Below are 18,657 nucleotides of genomic sequence, written 5' to 3'. Positions count from 1 at the left end.
TGGTATTTTCCACGAATTAACTGTATTATTGAGCTTTATATTGGCTTTTGCCAACACTATCCATCGTGTAATGAGCCAAATAATAAAAACAAACGTAATCAATCGCATCCAATCATTATACAAATAGAAATCTTGAAGATTATTATCGTCGAGCAAATTCGTAGGAATTCTTGACCATTCAGGAGCTTCAAACCACTCAGGTTTTACAAAAAATATAGGCACAAACCATAGCCAACAAATCAAATGACTGGCAGCCAAAAGCCCCAGCGAGATTTTATCACGTAATTTATAACGTTTTCCTACTGATAAATGTCTTCGTTTTTGAGTAATCCATTCTTTCCAAGTTTTCTTTGGTACAGACATAATATGCGTGTCTGGGTCAAGACATATTGCCACGTTTTGTTTGTTTGATGCTTCGTTAATAAACAAATCATCATCCCCACCCAAAAGCCCATGATGGCTTGCAAAACCATTTTTTACCCAAAATAATTCTCGGCGATACATCAAATTTCGACCAATACCCATGTAAGGTATTTTTGCTAATGTAAACGAAAAATACTGAATAGCAGTCTGAAATGTTTCGTAGCGAATCAACGAATTGAGGCGAGAATCTTCAAATTCGTAAGGAGAAAAGCCTAAAACGACATCTTTTCCTTGGGTCATTTGAGCAACCATTGTATCAATCCAAAGGGTGCTGGTTGGGCGGCAATCGGCATCTGTCAAAAGAATAATTTCTTTGGTTGCTTTCTTAATTCCCATAGTTACGGCATATTTTTTTGCAGTAAAATGAGAAGGAAGGCTCTCAATTCTAACGAAACTCATCTTTTTATAAGCACCTTCGTTAAATAAAAGATAATCATAAGTGCCATCATGCGAACGATCATCGGCAATAACGATCTCGAAATTTGGATATTCTTGTGCTTCTAAAAGTGGCAACAATTCTTTCAAGTTTTCCAGTTCGTTCCAAGCAGCAACAACAATTGAAACGCTGGGTTTTTTCTTTTCCTCAGAATCTCGCTCAAAATCGAAATGCGAAAGCAGGCGAGTGAAAATCCCCAAGATAAAAGTCAATTGAATAACGACAGCAGCAAAAAATATAAACGGTAGTAAATAGTGCCAAAACACCATTGTATATGCGGTTTAGGTGAAATATTGTGCAAATATACAAACCTTCAACGAAAGGCATAGAAAGTTTGACTTAAAAATCAATGAATAAATACTTGTATTAGCCAAAATGAAGGTTGAAATTTGCTTTATGAAATACGAATTGCAAAAAACTGATATTCTATCGAAAGCTCGGGCGGGCAAAATGACAACTGCCCATGGCGAAATTTTGACACCAATTTTTATGCCTGTCGGTACTGCTGCTACCGTAAAGGCCGTTCATCAACGTGAGTTGGTGAATGATATAAAAGCTCAAATTATTTTGGGAAACACTTATCATTTATATCTACGACCAGGGCTAGATATTATGGAACGTGCGGGCGGATTGCATAAATTTAATGGTTGGTCTGGCCCAATTCTCACCGATTCGGGCGGTTATCAGGTCTTTTCTTTGAAAGATATTCGTAAGATTTCGGAAGAAGGGGTGAAATTTCAGTCACATATTGATGGTTCTCGACATTTATTTACCCCTGAAAGTGTCATGGATATTCAGCGAGTGATTGGTGCAGATATTATCATGGCTTTTGATGAATGTGCTCCCTATCCGTGCGATTATACTTACGCCCAAAAATCAATGGAAATGACACACCGTTGGCTCACTCGTTGCATCAATCGTTTTGATAGCACCGAAGGGAGATATGGTTTTGAGCAAACACTTTTTCCAATTGTGCAGGGAAGTACCTATAAAGATTTACGTATAAAATCTGCCGAATTTGTTGCCGAACAAAACTGTGATGGGAATGCCATTGGCGGTTTGGCGGTGGGCGAACCTGCCGAAAAAATGTACGAAACTATTGAATATGTCAATGATATTTTGCCAAAAGACAAGCCACGCTACTTGATGGGCGTAGGAACTCCCGAAAATATATTAGAAGCAATTGCTCTCGGAATTGATATGTTCGATTGCGTAATGCCTACCCGAAATGCCCGAAATGGTATGTTATTTACTACGCAAGGCATCATTAATATCAGAAACGAAAAATGGAAAGATGATTTCTCGCCCATTGACGAAACACTTGGCGGTTATGCAAGTACCTTTTACTCAAGGGCTTATCTTCGCCATTTGGTAAAATGCGATGAGATTTTAGCGGCACAAATTGCTAGCGTTCATAACTTGACTTTTTATTTATGGCTCGTTGGGCAAGCCCGTGAGCATATTTTAGCAGGAGATTTCTTGACTTGGAAAAATGCAATGGTGAAACAGACGATGCAGCGATTGTAGCTTATTTAAAAAAAAATGGAATTTCTTACTTGTTTGCATACGAATGACAGACAATATTAATTATAAAACAAAATGCTGAGACTAATTTCTTTCATCTGCTTGATACCTTTGCTATCGCAGGCACAACAATCGGTAAATACTAAAATTGAAAAAGTTACACTTTTCTTGAATGGAGCATATATTGAGCGTTCTGCCAAAATTCTTATAGCAAATGGAAAAACTGAATTGGTTTTCAAAGGCATTTCTCCACAAATTGATAAACAAAGTCTTCAAATTAAGGGTGAAGGAAAGTTTACAGTTTTGTCAGTTGTACATCAATTAGGAAACCTTTTGGATAAATCGAAGCAAGAAGAAATTACCAAAATTGAAGTTCAAAAAACACTTATTGAAGATAAAATCAAAGCAGAGAAAAATAATTTGTTAGTTTTTAAGCGTGAAGAAGAAATGCTACTTAAAAACCAAGTTGTTGGTGGAACGTATGCAGGAATGAAAGCCAATGATTTGAAAGAAAGTGTTGAATATCAACGAATTAAAATGCAAGAGGTTTTGATAAAACAATTGGAGTTTGAACGAAATCTAAGAAAGTTAGAAGAAGAAATACGAAAGGTAAATCAGCAATTGACTGAAATTAATGGTTCAAAAGAAGCAACGATGTCTGAGGTTTTGGTAACAGTTTCTGCTAAAGAAAATATATCAAATGCAGTATTTTCAATTAGCTATTTTGTTCAAAATGCAGGTTGGACTCCAACTTACGATTTCCGAGTAGAGAAATTAACCGAACCGATTAGCATTACCTATAAAGCAAATGTATATCAATATTCGGGTGAAGATTGGAAAGATGTAAAACTCTCACTTTCAACAGCAAACCCTCGTCAAAATGGTGTTGCACCTGTGCTGAAAAATTGGTCTTTGGGCGTGAAAAATGATTACAGCGAATATTTGAATAATATCAATGTTCCAATTAACGAAGCAGTAACCGAAGTAAGAGGAAAAGTAATTGCTAAAAGCGATGGAAATGGCTTGCCAGGCGTTTCAATAAATATAGAAGGAACAAGTTTAGGCGTTCAAACAGATATAAATGGTAATTATAAAATCAATATTCCCCCAAATTTGTCAAAAAAGAAAGTTTTAGTTTTTTCTTATGTAGGATTTACGACAAAAGAAGTCAATATATCTTCTAATATTTTGGACGTAGTTATGGAAGATGACACAAAATCATTGAGTGAAGTTGTTGTAGTGGGCTATGGTAGTGAAAAAGAAGAAATGTTGCAAGGAAGAATGGCAGGTATTTCTGTAAGAGGAAATAACTCATTAAAGAGAAGTGTCTTACTTGAAGTCAATGAAAAAGAAGCCCCAACAAGTCAATTATTTGATATTTTGATACCTTATTCTATTCCGTCTGATGGAAAAGTATATGCTGTGGAGATAAAAGAAGATGAAATTCCTGCAAATTATGAGCATTTTTGTGTGCCAAAAATTGACCTTGTTGTGTTTCTCAATGCTAAAATTATAGATTGGGAAAAATACAAATTACTTGAAGGTGAAGCAAGTTTGTTTGTTGATGGAACATATTTGGGTAAGTCGAAACTTAATCTTTCAAATAAAGATACGTTAAATCTTTCGTTTGGAAGAGATAAAAATGTATTGCTTACACGAACTAAATTGAAAGATTTTCAGAAAAAACAATTTATTGGTAGTTATAAATATGAGCAAAGGGCTTATGAAATTTCAGTAAGAAACACTAAAAATGAAGCTATCAATTTAGTGGTAGAAGACCAATTCCCAATTTCAAAAATAAAAGAAGTAATCGTAGAAGACAAAGATGCTCCCGAAGCAGAAGTTAATGAAGAAACTGGAAAGATAATTTGGAAAAAGAAAATTTTACCAACAAAAGAACAAAAATTTACATTCAAATATACTGTAAAATCACCCAAATCAGGTTTCGTGGAAGTGGATTAGTTACTTCCTACTAACAAACCTATTCCCTTCAATATAAAACCGATAAGGCAAATCTGCTCCTTGTGTAATGCCAATACGAGTAGTCGTAATAACTTGATAGTCAGTAAGTTGTGAGTCGAAACAATAGAAGTTGTCAGAATCCATAGACAAGAAATTAAAGTTGGGAGTAATTCCCATTGCTTTTACCAATTTGGCTGGACCACTGCACAAGTTCCGTAAATCTTTGGTTTTGCGACGTTCTTGCATTAACTCGATACCATCGGTTGGTTCTAAGGCACGAATCAGCACCGCTTCGCCAATACCCGCTGCTCCGCTGACGATATTGAAACAATGATGTAGTCCATAAATCAGGTAAACATAACTCACGCCAGCACCTTCAAACATCGGTGCATTTCTTGTTGACTTTTTGCGGTAAGCATGGCAAGCAGGGTCGTTTCGTAAATAGGCTTCGGTCTCCACAATGATGCCCGAAGTTCGTCCATCAATGCTTTCATGCACGAGCGTACAGCCAAGTAATTGCTTCGCAAGCGTCAATGTATCATGTTTTTCGTAAAATTCTTTGGGAAGAACGTTTTGCATCTGTACTTTTGAGAAATTATTCGCCTGTAATTGTATGAAAAAACTCTTCTTTTTACTCTTATTTAGTAAACTTTGTTTTGCTCAAAATGATTCGCTCACCATTAAAAATGCCAATTGGACATCAACCGACATTGGCAATGGAATTACGTGGAAAAGCTATCATTTCAAGCAAAAAGAGCTATTTAACGGCAATCAATTAATAAATGTCATAGAAACTCGCTTGAAAAACCGTAAATTAAAGTTTGGATTTTTAGCAGCCGATAGCATGAAAACTGATAATAAAGCCAAGCGACTTTTGTTAACAACTAGCAAAATTGCAATCAATAATGATGCTTTGGTGGCTGTTAATGCAGGTTTTTTTGATACAAAAAATGGTGGTGCGGTTGATTTCCTAAAAATCGGTGGAACTATCGTTGATACTACTCGTTTGAAAGATGTTCCTCGATTACCTTTCCATTCAATTTCGGCGGTTACGATTCATAAAAACAAAGTAAAAATTATCAAAGGCGAAGAAAAAGCAGGGTGGGAGCGAGGTTTGAAAGAAGACAACGTTTTGCTCACGGGGCCGCTTTTAAGATTTAATAATGTTTCTGAAAGTTTACCCCAAACGCCTTTCAACGACAACCGCCACCCACGCACTTGTGCGTGTATTACAAATGATAAAAAACTTTTGTTGATTACAGTAGATGGTCGAAGCAATGAAGCTTTCGGTATGACTTTGCCAGAATTAACGTATTTGTCAAAGATTCTGAATTGTAAAAATGCAATCAATTTTGATGGCGGCGGCTCAACAACTATGTATATCAAAGGTCAGCCAGAAAATGGTGTGGTAAATTATCCATCTGATAATAAAATTTTTGACCATGCCGGAGAACGTTCAGTTAGTAATATTTTTTATGTGAAATTAAGATAAAGAATTCGAGATATGGGATACGAGTTTTCTTTTTTCTCGTCTAAACTTTTTCTCGAATCTAAAATCTCTTATCCCGTATCCTATAATCTCGAATCCCCAAAATGCAACACGTCCAATATAAATATCGCCCCGAAAATCTGACTATTTCAGAGCCAAATAAGTATAAACCCGAAGATTTGTATTCTGAAGAAATGGTACTTAATCTTGGTCCACAGCATCCATCTACGCATGGTGTTTTACGTTTGGAAGTTGTTACCGATGGCGAAACTGTGGTGGATGTGGTTTCTCATTTGGGTTATTTACATCGTTGTTTCGAGAAGCACGCCCAGAGTTTACCGTTCAATCAAATCATTCCTTATGTAGATAGAATGGATTACGTAGCAGCAATGAATTCGGAACTTGGGTATGTGATGGGCATTGAAAAAATGCTCGGAATTGATAAAGATTTACCCAAAAGAGTAGAATATATCAGGGTTTTGGTGGCAGAACTCAACCGTTTGGCTTCGCATTTTATTGCTATTGGTACTTATGCCCTTGATATTGGAGCAGCAACACCTTTTCTCTGGATTTTCCGTGACCGTGAGCATATTTTGCGAATGTTGGAATGGCTTTGCGGAGCAAGAATGTTGTATAATTATATTTGGGTAGGTGGACTTTTCTACGATTTACCAATCGGTTTTGAAGAACGTTGCAGCGAATTTGTTGACTATTTGAAACCTAAATTGATTGAACTTCAACAATTAGTGATTGACAACTATATTTTCATCAACCGAACTGCCAATGTTGGCGTTTTACCTTTGGCAATGGCGGTGAATTATGGTTGTACGGGGCCAGTTTTGCGTGGTTCGGGCTTGAAATGGGATTTAAGAAAAGTTGATGCTTATTCGGTATATTCAGAAATTGACTTTGACATTCCCGTTGGAAAAGGTGAGGTTGGTAAAGTAGGCGATTGTTGGGACAGAAATAATGTGCGTGTGCAAGAATGTTGGGAATCACTTCGAATTATTGAGCAATGTTTAGAAAAACTGACCAAAGAATATAAACGCACTAAAGATTTCGACCCACAAGCACTTGTGCCTAAGAAAATCCGTCCACCAAAAATGGATTTTTATGCCCGAGCTGAAAATCCAAAAGGAGAATTAGGCTTCTTTTTTCGTACCGATGGTCGCTCAGATATTCCTGTACGAGTAAAAGCAAGAGCTTGTTCGTTTAATAATTTGTCAGTTTTGCCCGAATTATCACGAGGAGGAATGATTGCCGATTTGGTTGCCGTCATTGGCTCATTGGATGTTGTTATGGGCGAAGTTGATCGATGATTATTTGATATTCAAGTCCAAATTATTGTTAGCTTCAATGAGTTTGGTGTCGTTTTCGGTCAAAATCCATCTATAAACACAGGTTTCTTTACTTTGGCATTTTGGGCAAGTCCATAACCATTCTGCAGAATCAGAAAGTTCGATTTCATAATTTTGAACTAAGGCTTCAATATCCTTTCTTTTTTGAATAATTTCTTCCGAATTTATTACTTTTTCTAAATCTAATATTTCTATTAATTTGTCCTTTTTGATGTATTCTACAATGAATTTTGGTAAAAAAACGCTCGAAATGTATATTTCAATATTTCTTTTCTTAATTTTTGCTTCGCCACAATTTCGGCATCGCCAACCACTGATTTCTTTTGAGTCATAGCCATAAAAAGTTTCATCAAGGGGTACAGTTGAAATATTACCTTTGGCAAAATTATAAGCAAGCGTTTGAACCGTACCAAACAATTTTCTTTTCCAGATACCAGTCGTATCGTTAGTGCCCATCGGAACATCGTTGAATGAACCCATTCCACCATAAGCTCCCAAATGATGCTCGGTAGATTTTTCAGTTTCCCATAAACGTATATCTTCAGAAAGCCATTTTTCCCAATTTTCGTAGCCTTCGCCGTGTAAAAGCTGAATAAGCATTTCTAAGGAAATCTTGTAATAGTCTATCATTATAGTTTTGTAAATTTTCTTTTAATTACATCAAAAACTGCGGCAATAAATATTGGTTTTTTGGTGGAATACATGATTTTTATTTCTTCCCAAAAATTCGTTTCACCGTCTAAAAACTTAAAAATCTGTGAAGGATGATTTCGCTCATACAATCGAGTAAAAACTTCGGCAGCTGGCTGACGTTTTTGTTCTAAAACATTCAAAAGTACACTCGCATAAAATAGAAAACGTTTCTTAAACCAAGCATCTTTAATAATTGGCGAACCAGTTTTTTCTAAACTTTCAACGATTCCTTTTAGCCGTTTTTGTGTATTCTGAAAAGTATAACCTGTTGCAGGATTGGTATAACCTCCAGCCGTTCCGATTCTGACCACGTGTTTACTTGGAAACTCATTGGTTGGCTCATCACTCATCGGAATTACTCCGAATTCTTCTTCAAGTATCTGATAGTTAGAGAGTTGTAATTTTTCTGAAATGTATTTTTTTAACTCAATATCATATTCTTTTTCTTGCAAAAGCTTTTCACTGAAGAGCGTATATTCCACAATTGCGGTATGTTCATCAAAAGGAAGTACATAGATGAAGCGGCAGTCGTTATACTGGACAACGCCAAAATTCATCATATCGGGCAAGGAAGGATTGAAGATTGGCTCAACACTTTTAATCACTAATCCTTTGAAATGTTGGAGCAGATTATGATTGTTTCTATTATCAAGTTTTAGCTTATAAGTGCTATCGAAAACATATTTTGCTTGAAATTGAGTCCCGTTTGTGGTAGTTATAGTAGCTAAATCATCGCTATCATCAATGCTACTTACTGAATCTTTTAACCATTCAATATTACCTAATCCCTTTAATTCACCAATAACAAAGTTATAGAAATCAATACCTCGTAGCAGCTTGTATTGATAGTTTTCAATATCTAAAACTTGACTTTTACCGTCAGCATCAACAAAGCATACTGAAGACCATTTTTTATAAAGAATATGCTCAAAAGCATTTTCAGTATTTCCCCAAAATGCCCAAGTTCGGTCATTTTTATCTTTCTCTTGTGGCTCAATAATAAGAATAGAGTGATGAGCTAACGTACTGGTTTTCAAGTAATAAGCCAATGAAAGACCTGCCATTCCTCCTCCGCAAATGATGTAGTCATAGCCACCCTCAACCCCTAAAGGGGCGTTTTTCTTCTGCGTCATTCTGAGTGAAATTAAATCAATGGAATGTCTAATTGTTTGCAGATTTCTTTACAAATAAGATTGGATAACTCTTGATGTCTGCCAATAGTTGATTGATGTCCATTCGCAGGATTAAAATAAATGGTGTGATTTGCTCCCTCTCGAAGCAATTCACAACCATGCTTTTTTAAGTGTTTTAGTATTTGATTTCTTTTCATTTATGCAAAAGCAAACTCTTCTTCTTTCAAAAAAAACTGATTTTGATGGGTTTTATCAAAAAGCAATCTTTGCGTCTCTAAATAAAACTCTAATGCTTCTGAAAGATTTTTTTTCAACTCTTCGACACTTTTTCCTTGCTCTATGACTGCAGGAAGTTCCTTGATTTGTCCAACAAACCACCCATCCTCTGATTTTTGAATTGTAGCTGTGAGTTTCATAATAGATTTATTATCAATGATTTATGTACTTTTTTATACATGCACGTGCCTCTCTGCATGATAACTCGAACGTACTAAAGGCCCAGATTCTACATATTTCAAACCACGTCGTAAACCTTCTTCACGATACATGGCAAAAGTATCAGGGTGAATAAAATCAATTACTTCATGGTGCATTTTGGTTGGTTGTAAGTATTGTCCAAGTGTTAGAATATCTAAGCCATTTACTACCAAATCGTCCATTGCCTTGAAAACTTCGTCTTGCGTTTCGCCTAAACCGAGCATAATGCCTGACTTTGAACGCTTTCCAAATTCTTTGGTGCGGCGAATCTGCTCTAAACTACGTGTATATTTAGCTTGCGGACGTACAGTTCTATACAATCGCTCTACGGTTTCCATGTTGTGCGAAACTACTTCTTGTCCTGCCGAAATCATGCGATAGAGTGCTTCCCAATTGCTTTTTGTATCAGGAATAAGGGTTTCAATAGTAGTTTTTGGTGAAACATCTTTTACGGCTTTCACAGTTTCGTACCAAATTTCAGCACCTTTATCTTTCAATTCATCACGATTGACGGAAGTAAGTACAGCATGCTTTACTTGCATTAACAAAATCGCTTCGGCTACACGTCGAGGTTCGTCAGTGTCATATTCGTTCGGGCGACCTGTTGCTACTGCACAAAAAGTACAGCTACGGGTACAAATATTGCCCAAAATCATAAAAGTAGCAGTGCCTTCGCCCCAGCATTCTCCCATATTTGGGCAATTGCCCGATTGACAAATAGTATGAAGCTTGTATTCATCAACTAAACCACGTACTTTTTTGAAGTTTTCGCCAATAGGCAGTTTCACTCTCAGCCAGTCGGGGCGACGAGTGCGTTGTTCGGTACTTACAACGGGTAATTCTATCATTTTTTACTAAAAATTTAGCTGATTAAATTCCTTACAGTGAGACTGTTGGATTATTTTGGAGTTATTTAAAGAAGTTAATTAATGAATCTTGCGGTTACTTGGTTTTTTGTTTTCGGTTGCCAAAATAAATTGTCAAATAGCCAGAATTATAAAAACGAGCATTTGTTGTCAACTGAGTAGACATGATTTCTGGGGTTTTACTAAAAACTTCGGAAGTAATACCGATTTCAAAACCTGTCAAACTATTACCAAAAGTATTCATGTCGATGTTAGCAGCGAGTTTTACATGAAGTCCAGGATTGATAGTCATTCCCTTAAAAAACTCTTGCCATATTCCTGCAGAACCCTGTATTTTATTGATTTCTTTGTGAATATTTGGGTCATATTGTACTATCTCAATAGCTCCACGTCCATTTTTATCGTATTTAATATAATAAGGCTTTTGTAAACCAATCGAAGGCCCACCTGCTACAATTAAACTAATTCCAATACCATCATCTCCATGTTTTTTGAAAAACACTAATTCTCTCCCATATTCTGGGCGTAGTGAAAAAAAGTAATTTCGTTTACCAAATATATAGCGATTGGCAATGCTTGTTGGTTCTGCTTTTTCTTTAGGATGTTTTAAGTTAACGGCTTCTAAGGCTATATAACGGTGCATTAAATTCCCTTTAAAAGTGCCAACAGCCTGTGAATGCCTAACTACGAAACCGCCTAATAGACCAGAATTTGTATTAGTTGTAACGCCATAGGCGAACATCTTATAATCTTCGCTTGTTTTTTTGGGCGAAGTCTTTTGTTGTGCATAACCACTTGTAACTACAAGTAATAAAAATATGCTATATATGCTGACTTTCACTTATCAATAATTTAGATTGCCCTTTTAATATATAAAGATAAACGTATTTTTTTTAGAAACCATCATTAAACTTAACAAATTTATTACCTAAATGTTCGATATTTTGAAAAAACTTTTATCAATATTTTTGCTCGGTTGTGTTGTTAAATACCGGCTTTGGCAAGAATTATTAATTTAACTTTATGTTTTTGGCTATGTGTTGATAATAACTTATTTTTGAGAAAATATTTTCACAAATATTTATCATCACATAATTAACATTAGATAAAATGCCAACTTCAAAAATAGCTTATTTGGGCGATTTACGTACCGAAGCCACACACCTTGCCTCAGCAGAAAAAATAATTACAGATGCTCCAGTTGATAATAATGGAAAAGGAGAAGCTTTTTCGCCAACTGATTTGGCGGCTACCTCATTGGGAAGTTGTGCCATGACAATTATGGGAATTGTAGCAAGCCGTGATGAGATAGATTTTAGAGGTTCGGAAATCAAAATTACTAAGACTATGTCTGTCGAACTTCCTCGCAAAATCATTCGTATTGAACTGGATTTTACTATGAAAACTCCCCAAGAGCTTTCTGATGAAGTAAAAGCAAAATATATAAGAGCAGCTCATACTTGCCCTGTATCACTGAGTTTGCACCCCGATATTGAACAAGTTTTCAATTTTGAATGGATTTCTTAAATGGAAGATACCGGATTCGAGATAGGAGCTTTTTAGAGTTAAAGACCAATATCTCGAATCTCACATCTTGGAAATTATTTCATCAAAACGAATATCAAAGTGTGAGGCATCATAAACAGATTTGCCATCTTTAATAATCAATATTTGAGGCGATTCGTGTTCTACATTGAAAGTGTCTGCGATTTTTTTTGAAATAGATCTATATTTTAATAAATCTAAATAGTAAGGTTGTAGTCTTCCTGCTTGATCGTCTTTCCATGATCTTTCTAATCTAGCCAATGCGGTTGCACTTATGGAGCAAGTTGTGCTGTGTTTCAAAATCATAACTGGTCGATTGTGTGATACTTGCTTAATTTCTTCTAATTGTTCTTCTTCGGTAATCTTATGCCAATTCATCTAAAAAATATTATTTGATTATTTTATTAAACGCTTTTTGAAGATGAAAAGTTTCGATTGATTGAACTGTAATTTTTGTATTTTTTTTAGTAGATTATTGAAAGTAAACTTACTGAAATGTATCAAACTATTTAAGAAGAATGTCAATTTGAGAGAATTTCGATGAATTGTTCAATAAATATCTGTCTTTATTGTCTTAATTTTTACAGTACTGAATGAATAAATATATGATTTTTTTTAAAAAGAAGCTGTTTTGCAAATCTCCGGTAAACAGTTAAAAAAAGAGAGTTTGTTTAAAAATGGTTGATGATAAAGTAGGAGTATTTGCTAATTACCAAATGCTTTTTTGTGTTTTTTCAAGAAAATTACTTAAAATTTGCACATTTTTGTTACCTTTATTCTTAATTATTAGACATTAGAAACCAAACGATGATAAAAAAGACGTTGGTATCGCTTAAAACTTGTTTTATGAGTACCAAATAATTTTTTATTTCCTGTGATTGGGCGATTATGTTAATTTTATTTGCCCAATAATATAAGATTTTGCCTTAAATTTAACTTTTGCCACCACTTCCTCATAAACTAAAGAAATCCTAAAACTATCAATGAGCCTTAATACTGATAATATTCGCCTTGTATTTGGACTAAAACTCAAGCAACTACGTCTCGATAAAACAATGTCGCTCACTGAACTTGCTCAAAAATCGGGACTTTCAATGTCATACATCAATGAAATTGAAAAAGGAAAAAAGTACCCAAAATCTGATAAAATTGTGGCATTAGCCGAAGCTATGGGTGTTGATTATGACACCTTAGTTTCGCTCAAACTCAACAAAAAATTAGAGCCAATTTCTGAATTGCTTCGCTCAAATTTCTTAACAGAACTACCCTTCGAAATTTTTGGTATTTCACCCGCCGATTTGCTTGAATTATTGTCTGATGCCCCAACTAAGTTGAGTGCTTTTATTAGCACCATCATCGAAATTGGCCGAAGTTATAATATGTCGGTTGAGCAGTTTTACTTTGCAGTTTTGCGTTCATATCAAGAAATGCACGATAATTATTTCCCTGAAATTGAAGAAGAAGTTGATAGGTTTTTGACAGAAAATAAGGTGTCTGCTGATCAGCAAATCGATGAATATTATTTATCGAATCTATTAACCGATAAATACGGTTTTACAATAAAATATTTCGACGAAGAAGATTATCCAGATATTGTTAATATTCGCTCGGTTTTCATGCCAAAAACACATACACTTCTAATCAATAAACGTATCACTTCCGACCAAAGAGCGTTTACATTGGGCAGAGAATTGGGCTTCTTGTTTATGAAAATAAAAGACCGACCTTATACCTCGTCTTGGGTAGAAGTAAAATCTTTTGACCAAGTTTTGAATAATTTTAATGCTTCATATTTTGCAGGGGCAATTTTGATTCGGAAAGAAAAATTGATTGAAAAGTTAACAAAGATGTTTAATCAAGAAACTTGGAATGACAAATCTTTAATTGATTTAGCCGACTATTTCCAAGCAACTCCCGAAACTCTTTATCATCGAATTAGTAATGTCTTGCCAAAATATTTTGGTATTGATGGCATATTTTTTCTTCGTTTTGAATCACCTTCAGGTCAAAAAGAGTATCATTTGACTAAAGAAATGCATTTGGCAAAAAAACATAATCCACACGAAACACAGAAAGAACATTACTGCCGTCGCTGGATTTCGCTCAATATTTTGGATGAAGTATCTAATTTACAACAAAATGGTAAATACAAAGAGCCTTTGGTGCGTGTTCAAATATCTAATTATGTGGACGCTGACCAATATTTTGTAATGTCGATGGCACGCCCTTTGAATATTATTTCGCATCTCAATATTAGTGTTACAATGGGTTTTGAGTTGAATGATAATTTGCGAAGTAAGTTTAAATTTTTGGCTGACCCTAAAATTCAATCCAGAGAAGTAAATCAAACTTGCGAGCGTTGCCGTTTATTCGATTGCAAAGAAAGAGTAGCTGCACCAGTGATACTTCAGAAAAAACGACAAATGGAAAATATGAAAATAGCACTCAAATCAATGGGGGCTTAATTAGTTATGAGTTAAAAAAACATTGCTTTAGTTACAATCACCCCGAATTCAGCATTACAACTGCGAATTGCTCTCAAGTTAGAACTAAATATGTTTTTCAAGAAAAAAATGTATTTTTGCATACTAAATTTATCAAATTTAAAGTTTAATAACGGAAACCTACATTCTCGACCTTATGCTACAAACGATTTTGCTTCAAGTTGATTCTACGGCAACTGCCGCCAATGCACAATCTATCAATTATTTAAGTTTACTATTGAAAGGGGGTATTGTTATCTACCCAATTTTATTTTTGCTTTTTATAGCATTATTTTTCATTATCGAACGCTACCTCTTTATTAAGGCGGCTTCTAATATTGATTTTGGGTTTTTACGCTCATTGAAAGATAATATTTTGAGAGGAGATTTGCGTACAGCAGCAACACTTTGCAAAAGCACAAATTTACCAATTGCCAGAATTTTGGAAAAAGGTATTACTCGTATTGGTCGCCCAGTAAAAGATATTGAAAGTGCAATGGAGATTCAGTCGAACCTTGAAGTTTCGAAAATGGAAAAAAATATGGGTTATCTCGGACTTATCGCTGGTATTGCTCCAATTTTAGGCTTTATTGGTACAATTTTGGGTATTATTCGTATATTTTATGATATTGGTACAACAGGAAATTTTACCATCGAAATCATTGCTAATGGTTTATACGAAAAAATGATTTCGTCATGTTCAGGCTTGGTGGTTGGTTTGGTAGGATACATTGGTTACCATGGAATTAATATGATGATTGATAAATTTGGTATTCATCTGCAAGCTACTGTAATGGATTTTCTTGATACCTTAAATGAGCCTGTAAGATAGTCGATAGTCCAAAGACCACAGCCGGCAGTATAAATATTTACAAAATATTGCCATGAATTTTTTGAAAATTAAATTTTGGTATTAAAACTATAGACCGTCGTCTAATTTATGAAACTTAAAAGACAAAGAAGGTTTGAAGCCGAAGTATCAACATCATCACTGAACGATATTATGTTCTTTTTGCTGTTGTTCTTCTTAATTATTTCAACATTGGGCAATCCAAATGTGATTAAATTGTTGTTGCCAAAGTCTTCAAAATCAACACATGATGTGAGTAAACAGCCAATTTCGCTTACAATTACTAAAGATAAAGTTTATTATATTAATAGTACACCCGTTCCATTTCCGCAATTGGAAGAAAGATTGATTCTTGCTGTGCAGGGAATGGAAGAACCAACTGTGGTGCTTCGTGCCGAAAGTTCGCTTACTGTGCAAGACTTAGTAGATGCAATGTCGCTCGGAGCAAAATTAAAAATCAGAATGGTTTTGGCTACAGAGTTGAACAAATAGAGAAAACAAGATTCGAGATTTTAGATACGAGATTTAAGAGGAACAACAAAAAACCTCAAATAGTTGATAATCAACTATTTGAGGTTTTTTGTTGTAGTATTTCTCGTATCTAAAAATCTATATTAAATAGATGCCATCTTCTTCTAATCGTACTAACCGCTGACGATATAATGCACCCACAGCCTTTTTGAAAGTTTTTTTACTCATTTCCAATTGGTACATCACATAATTAGCATCACTTTTATCAGTAATATCTAAAAAACCATTATTAGCTTTGAGTTTTGTAAGAATAAGTTCGGCATTAGGTTCTATATTTTCATAGCCTTGTTTTTGTAAACTTACATCAACTCGATTATCTTCTCTAATATTTTTGATGTAACCTTTTGTACGAGTACCTATTTTTATTCGTTGGAAAATCTCATTTTCGTAAATTAGACCTTTATATTTGCCATCAATAATTACGTTGAGTCCCATATCTGTTTCTTCAAAAACCAATAAATTAACTTCTTGCCCGATTGTTAAATCAATGTTTTCTTTCTCGAAATAGCGATTTACCTTGCAAGAAGCGACCAAACGGTCGGTTTCATCATCCAAATACAAGAAAACAACGTACCATTTGCCCTCTTCCATCATTTTGTTTTGCTCTCTGAACGGAACAAACAAATCTTTTTCCAAACCCCAATCTAAGAATGCCCCAATTGCTGTAACAGCCTTAACTTGCAGATAAGCAAATTGATTTAGTTGGATTTTAGGTTCGAGCGTAGTTGCAATAACCCTATCCTCCGAATCTTTATAGATAAATACCTCGATATCATCTCCTACGATGGCATCTTCGGGGATATATTTTTTTGGAAGAAGCACATCGTTTTCTTCGTTATCGCCCAAAAACATTCCAACGGTTGTACCTCTGAGGATGCGTAAAGTGTTTTTTATTCCGAGATGAAGCATTTTATTGAATTATGAATTATGAATGTGGATGTTAAGAAATAATTCAAAACCCCAATTAAATTATGCCATTTCCATTTCATCAACCCTCATACGGGTATGATCTAAGAAATTACGAATTTTGCCAGATGCAGTTTCCAATTCTTCAGTTGATGCCAAGAAAACAATCCTGAAATGATCTGGTTTTGTATAATTAAAGCCGGTGCCTGACACAACTAATACTTTTTGTTCACAAAGTAGATCATACGTAAATTGCTCATCGTCTTTGAATGAGAATTTTCGTAAATCTATTTTTGGAAATAAATACAGTGCACCCTTAGGTTTTACACAAGTTATGCCTGGAATATCGGTCATTTTATAATGCACTAAATCTCGTTGCTTGCACAAACGACCGCTTGGAGCAACCAAGTCATTAATACTCTGATAACCTCCCAAAGCTGTTTGAATGGCATATTGAGCAGGTACATTGGCACATAAACGCAAACTTGCCAAAAGTGTAAAACCTTCAACAAAAGATTTTGCTCGGTGTGTTGCTCCACTCATAATTACCCAACCGCCACGAAAACCAGTGGCACGATAATTTTTTGACAAACCACCATAAGTCATCACAAAAACATCATCGCTCAATGATGCCATCGGAATATGTTTTGCTCCATCAAAGAGGATTTTGTCATAAATCTCGTCAGCAAAAACTATTAAATTATGTTCCGCAGCAATTTTCATAATTCCTTCTAAAATGTCTTTTTCATAAACAGCTCCAGTTGGATTATTTGGATTGATAATAACAATTCCCTTAGTTTTCCTGGTAATTTTTCTACGAATATCATCTAAATCAGGGTTCCAGTCAGATTCTTCATCACAGAGATAATGTACAGGTTTTCCACCTGAAAGTGCCACTGAGGTTGTCCAAAGTGGATAATCGGGCGAAGGAATCAAAATTTCATCACCATCATTAAGTAAAGCTTGCATCGTCATTACTATGAGTTCGCTTACGCCATTCCCAATAAAAATATCATCAATTGTAACGCCATGTACACCAATCTGTTGCGTATAGTGCATGATAGCTTTTCGAGCGGCAAAAATACCCAAATGATGCACATAACCTTGTGCATTACGAATATTCATAATCATGTCATAAACAATCTCGTCGGGTACATCGAAGCCAAACGGTGCTGGATTTCCTATGTTAAGATTGATAATTTTTTGTCCGATTGCTTCCAGTTGTTGTGCTTTTTCGAAAACGGGCCCACGGATGGCATAACTCAAATTATTGAGACGATTGCTTTTATTGATTGGATTTTGCATCTTAAAAGGAATAATTTCTGTGCAAAATTAGTTAAAAATCATGCGTAATTTTCTATTCTCGTAATAAAAAAGGTCAAACTCTTCTGAACTTGACCTTTTTTGTTGTGTATTAAAACTATTTTTATCAATTGTCGTCTTTTTCGTTAAGTTTTTCTAATAATATCTTATTGAAATTTGCTTCAGTGCGTTTGAGTTCAGAAAATTGACGTGGTGTAATTGTTTTCAAAATTTTGCTCATGTATTCCTCTTCTAAATCAAGTTCTTTTCGGCGAAGCGAAACAACTTGTCTCTGAGCAGCAATAATTTTATCATCACTTGTAGCCAGTGAGGTAGCCTCTTCCATGGTGCGACGAATGCTCTTTTTGAATTCGATTTTTTTAGCCTCATATTCGTTATAAACAGCCCAAAACTGCGGAGCTTGGTCGGGTGTAAGGTTAAGTCGCTCGGTAATTAAGCCAATTTTTGCCGATTGAATTTTTTGAATACGCTGTCCACCGCCACCTGGTCGCATTTGTGCCAATGATAAAATAGGCATGAATAATACTAAATAAATTAACTTTTTCATTTTTATTATATGTCTTACACAGGGTTTGTTCATAAAAAAAAAGGTTACTTAAATATTGCTGGTATTAACTTCCAGTTTTTAGTCAATTTTTCTCTTAGGATGGATTTATTA

Annotated in this window: 20 protein-coding genes; 8 read left to right on the top strand and 12 right to left on the bottom strand. The window is 35.0% G+C overall.

The genetic code is table 11. The annotated features are described in order from the left end of the window. On the bottom strand, positions 1–1,128 hold a 1,128-nt coding region (locus ACH2CJ_RS07455; protein ID WP_394991724.1), incomplete at its 3' end, for a glycosyltransferase. Positions 1,129–1,255: 127 nt separating this feature from the next. Between ACH2CJ_RS07455 and tgt the strand changes: the two genes are divergently transcribed. Continuing rightward, on the top strand, positions 1,256–2,386 hold the full coding sequence (gene tgt / locus ACH2CJ_RS07450) for a tRNA guanosine(34) transglycosylase Tgt (protein ID WP_394991723.1): 1,131 nt from the start codon (positions 1,256–1,258) through the stop codon (positions 2,384–2,386). A 72-nt stretch (positions 2,387–2,458) separates the two neighbouring features. Beyond that, a complete protein-coding gene (locus ACH2CJ_RS07445) occupies positions 2,459–4,345 on the top strand; it encodes a mucoidy inhibitor MuiA family protein (protein ID WP_394991722.1) in 1,887 nt (628 codons plus the stop codon). Here ACH2CJ_RS07445 and ACH2CJ_RS07440 read toward each other — a convergent pair whose 3' ends face one another. Next, complete coding sequence (locus ACH2CJ_RS07440; protein ID WP_394991721.1) at positions 4,346–4,924, bottom strand: DNA-3-methyladenine glycosylase; 579 nt, start codon at positions 4,922–4,924, stop codon at positions 4,346–4,348. Between the two features lie 34 nt (positions 4,925–4,958). Between ACH2CJ_RS07440 and ACH2CJ_RS07435 the strand changes: the two genes are divergently transcribed. Continuing rightward, a complete protein-coding gene (locus tag ACH2CJ_RS07435) occupies positions 4,959–5,837 on the top strand; it encodes a phosphodiester glycosidase family protein (protein WP_394991720.1) in 879 nt (292 codons plus the stop codon). Between the two features lie 101 nt (positions 5,838–5,938). Further along, complete coding sequence (locus ACH2CJ_RS07430; RefSeq protein ID WP_394991718.1) at positions 5,939–7,153, top strand: NADH-quinone oxidoreductase subunit D; 1,215 nt, start codon at positions 5,939–5,941, stop codon at positions 7,151–7,153. On the opposite strand, the gene ACH2CJ_RS07425 is transcribed toward ACH2CJ_RS07430, so the two are convergent. The 6 genes from ACH2CJ_RS07425 to ACH2CJ_RS07400 form a co-directional block, all read right to left on the bottom strand. Further along, positions 7,154–7,822 (bottom strand): DUF6966 domain-containing protein, encoded by a 669-nt coding sequence (locus tag ACH2CJ_RS07425; RefSeq protein ID WP_394991716.1) that lies wholly within the window; start codon positions 7,820–7,822, stop codon positions 7,154–7,156. After that, entirely contained in the window at positions 7,822–9,018 is a 1,197-nt protein-coding gene (locus tag ACH2CJ_RS07420; RefSeq protein WP_394991715.1) for a lycopene cyclase family protein, read from the bottom strand. The genes ACH2CJ_RS07425 and ACH2CJ_RS07420 overlap by 1 nt, the downstream gene beginning before the upstream one ends. A gap of 11 nt (positions 9,019–9,029) precedes the next feature. Then, positions 9,030–9,215: a type II toxin-antitoxin system HicA family toxin gene (locus tag ACH2CJ_RS07415; protein WP_394991713.1), complete on the bottom strand. Its 186-nt coding sequence runs from the start codon at positions 9,213–9,215 to the stop codon at positions 9,030–9,032. After that, on the bottom strand, positions 9,216–9,434 hold the full coding sequence (locus tag ACH2CJ_RS07410) for a type II toxin-antitoxin system HicB family antitoxin (RefSeq protein ID WP_394991711.1): 219 nt from the start codon (positions 9,432–9,434) through the stop codon (positions 9,216–9,218). A 33-nt stretch (positions 9,435–9,467) separates the two neighbouring features. Continuing rightward, a complete protein-coding gene (gene lipA / locus ACH2CJ_RS07405) occupies positions 9,468–10,343 on the bottom strand; it encodes a lipoyl synthase (RefSeq protein WP_394991710.1) in 876 nt (291 codons plus the stop codon). A 94-nt stretch (positions 10,344–10,437) separates the two neighbouring features. Then, complete coding sequence (locus ACH2CJ_RS07400) at positions 10,438–11,202, bottom strand: hypothetical protein (RefSeq protein WP_394991708.1); 765 nt, start codon at positions 11,200–11,202, stop codon at positions 10,438–10,440. A 269-nt stretch (positions 11,203–11,471) separates the two neighbouring features. On the opposite strand from ACH2CJ_RS07400, the gene ACH2CJ_RS07395 reads away from it, so the two are divergent. Further along, the gene (locus ACH2CJ_RS07395; RefSeq protein ID WP_394991707.1) at positions 11,472–11,888 is read left to right on the top strand and encodes an OsmC family protein; all 417 of its coding nucleotides are present in this window, start codon (positions 11,472–11,474) and stop codon (positions 11,886–11,888) included. Between the two features lie 60 nt (positions 11,889–11,948). On the opposite strand, the gene ytxJ is transcribed toward ACH2CJ_RS07395, so the two are convergent. Continuing rightward, on the bottom strand, positions 11,949–12,284 hold the full coding sequence (ytxJ, locus tag ACH2CJ_RS07390; protein ID WP_394991705.1) for a bacillithiol system redox-active protein YtxJ: 336 nt from the start codon (positions 12,282–12,284) through the stop codon (positions 11,949–11,951). A gap of 605 nt (positions 12,285–12,889) precedes the next feature. Between ytxJ and ACH2CJ_RS07385 the strand changes: the two genes are divergently transcribed. From ACH2CJ_RS07385 to ACH2CJ_RS07375, 3 genes are all read left to right on the top strand, one after another. Continuing rightward, a complete protein-coding gene (locus ACH2CJ_RS07385; RefSeq protein ID WP_394991703.1) occupies positions 12,890–14,371 on the top strand; it encodes a helix-turn-helix domain-containing protein in 1,482 nt (493 codons plus the stop codon). Between the two features lie 175 nt (positions 14,372–14,546). Beyond that, positions 14,547–15,221, top strand: coding sequence for a MotA/TolQ/ExbB proton channel family protein (locus ACH2CJ_RS07380; RefSeq protein ID WP_394991701.1), 675 nt, complete (start codon positions 14,547–14,549; stop codon positions 15,219–15,221). 108 nt (positions 15,222–15,329) lie between these two features. After that, the gene (locus ACH2CJ_RS07375; protein WP_394991700.1) at positions 15,330–15,731 is read left to right on the top strand and encodes an ExbD/TolR family protein; all 402 of its coding nucleotides are present in this window, start codon (positions 15,330–15,332) and stop codon (positions 15,729–15,731) included. A 117-nt stretch (positions 15,732–15,848) separates the two neighbouring features. Here ACH2CJ_RS07375 and ACH2CJ_RS07370 read toward each other — a convergent pair whose 3' ends face one another. The 3 genes from ACH2CJ_RS07370 to ACH2CJ_RS07360 all read right to left on the bottom strand — a co-directional run bounded on the left by ACH2CJ_RS07370 (position 15,849) and on the right by ACH2CJ_RS07360 (position 18,546). Next, on the bottom strand, positions 15,849–16,679 hold the full coding sequence (locus tag ACH2CJ_RS07370; protein WP_394991698.1) for a S1 RNA-binding domain-containing protein: 831 nt from the start codon (positions 16,677–16,679) through the stop codon (positions 15,849–15,851). A gap of 60 nt (positions 16,680–16,739) precedes the next feature. Beyond that, the gene (locus ACH2CJ_RS07365; protein ID WP_394991696.1) at positions 16,740–17,981 is read right to left on the bottom strand and encodes a pyridoxal phosphate-dependent aminotransferase; all 1,242 of its coding nucleotides are present in this window, start codon (positions 17,979–17,981) and stop codon (positions 16,740–16,742) included. 124 nt (positions 17,982–18,105) lie between these two features. Further along, a complete protein-coding gene (locus ACH2CJ_RS07360) occupies positions 18,106–18,546 on the bottom strand; it encodes a Spy/CpxP family protein refolding chaperone (protein WP_394991695.1) in 441 nt (146 codons plus the stop codon). Positions 18,547–18,657: the final 111 nt, after the last annotated feature.

It is taken from the genome of Emticicia sp., assembly GCF_043780375.1.
Taxonomy (GTDB): domain Bacteria; phylum Bacteroidota; class Bacteroidia; order Cytophagales; family Spirosomataceae; genus Emticicia.
This window is presented reverse-complemented; position numbering and strand designations above follow the sequence as displayed.

Excerpts from the sequence above, each read along its gene's own strand:
- tgt (WP_394991723.1), top strand. The coding sequence starts at position 1,256 with ATGAAATACGAATTGCAAAAAACTGATATTCTATCGAAAGCTCGGGCG.
- ACH2CJ_RS07445 (WP_394991722.1), top strand. The coding sequence starts at position 2,459 with ATGCTGAGACTAATTTCTTTCATCTGCTTGATACCTTTGCTATCGCAG.
- ACH2CJ_RS07440 (WP_394991721.1), bottom strand. The coding sequence starts at position 4,924 with ATGCAAAACGTTCTTCCCAAAGAATTTTACGAAAAACATGATACATTG.
- ACH2CJ_RS07435 (WP_394991720.1), top strand. The coding sequence starts at position 4,959 with ATGAAAAAACTCTTCTTTTTACTCTTATTTAGTAAACTTTGTTTTGCT.
- ACH2CJ_RS07430 (WP_394991718.1), top strand. The coding sequence starts at position 5,939 with ATGCAACACGTCCAATATAAATATCGCCCCGAAAATCTGACTATTTCA.
- ACH2CJ_RS07425 (WP_394991716.1), bottom strand. The coding sequence starts at position 7,822 with ATGATAGACTATTACAAGATTTCCTTAGAAATGCTTATTCAGCTTTTA.
- ACH2CJ_RS07420 (WP_394991715.1), bottom strand. The coding sequence starts at position 9,018 with ATGACGCAGAAGAAAAACGCCCCTTTAGGGGTTGAGGGTGGCTATGAC.
- ACH2CJ_RS07415 (WP_394991713.1), bottom strand. The coding sequence starts at position 9,215 with ATGAAAAGAAATCAAATACTAAAACACTTAAAAAAGCATGGTTGTGAA.
- ACH2CJ_RS07410 (WP_394991711.1), bottom strand. The coding sequence starts at position 9,434 with ATGAAACTCACAGCTACAATTCAAAAATCAGAGGATGGGTGGTTTGTT.
- lipA (WP_394991710.1), bottom strand. The coding sequence starts at position 10,343 with ATGATAGAATTACCCGTTGTAAGTACCGAACAACGCACTCGTCGCCCC.
- ACH2CJ_RS07395 (WP_394991707.1), top strand. The coding sequence starts at position 11,472 with ATGCCAACTTCAAAAATAGCTTATTTGGGCGATTTACGTACCGAAGCC.
- ytxJ (WP_394991705.1), bottom strand. The coding sequence starts at position 12,284 with ATGAATTGGCATAAGATTACCGAAGAAGAACAATTAGAAGAAATTAAG.
- ACH2CJ_RS07385 (WP_394991703.1), top strand. The coding sequence starts at position 12,890 with ATGAGCCTTAATACTGATAATATTCGCCTTGTATTTGGACTAAAACTC.
- ACH2CJ_RS07380 (WP_394991701.1), top strand. The coding sequence starts at position 14,547 with ATGCTACAAACGATTTTGCTTCAAGTTGATTCTACGGCAACTGCCGCC.
- ACH2CJ_RS07375 (WP_394991700.1), top strand. The coding sequence starts at position 15,330 with ATGAAACTTAAAAGACAAAGAAGGTTTGAAGCCGAAGTATCAACATCA.
- ACH2CJ_RS07370 (WP_394991698.1), bottom strand. The coding sequence starts at position 16,679 with ATGCTTCATCTCGGAATAAAAAACACTTTACGCATCCTCAGAGGTACA.
- ACH2CJ_RS07365 (WP_394991696.1), bottom strand. The coding sequence starts at position 17,981 with ATGCAAAATCCAATCAATAAAAGCAATCGTCTCAATAATTTGAGTTAT.
- ACH2CJ_RS07360 (WP_394991695.1), bottom strand. The coding sequence starts at position 18,546 with ATGAAAAAGTTAATTTATTTAGTATTATTCATGCCTATTTTATCATTG.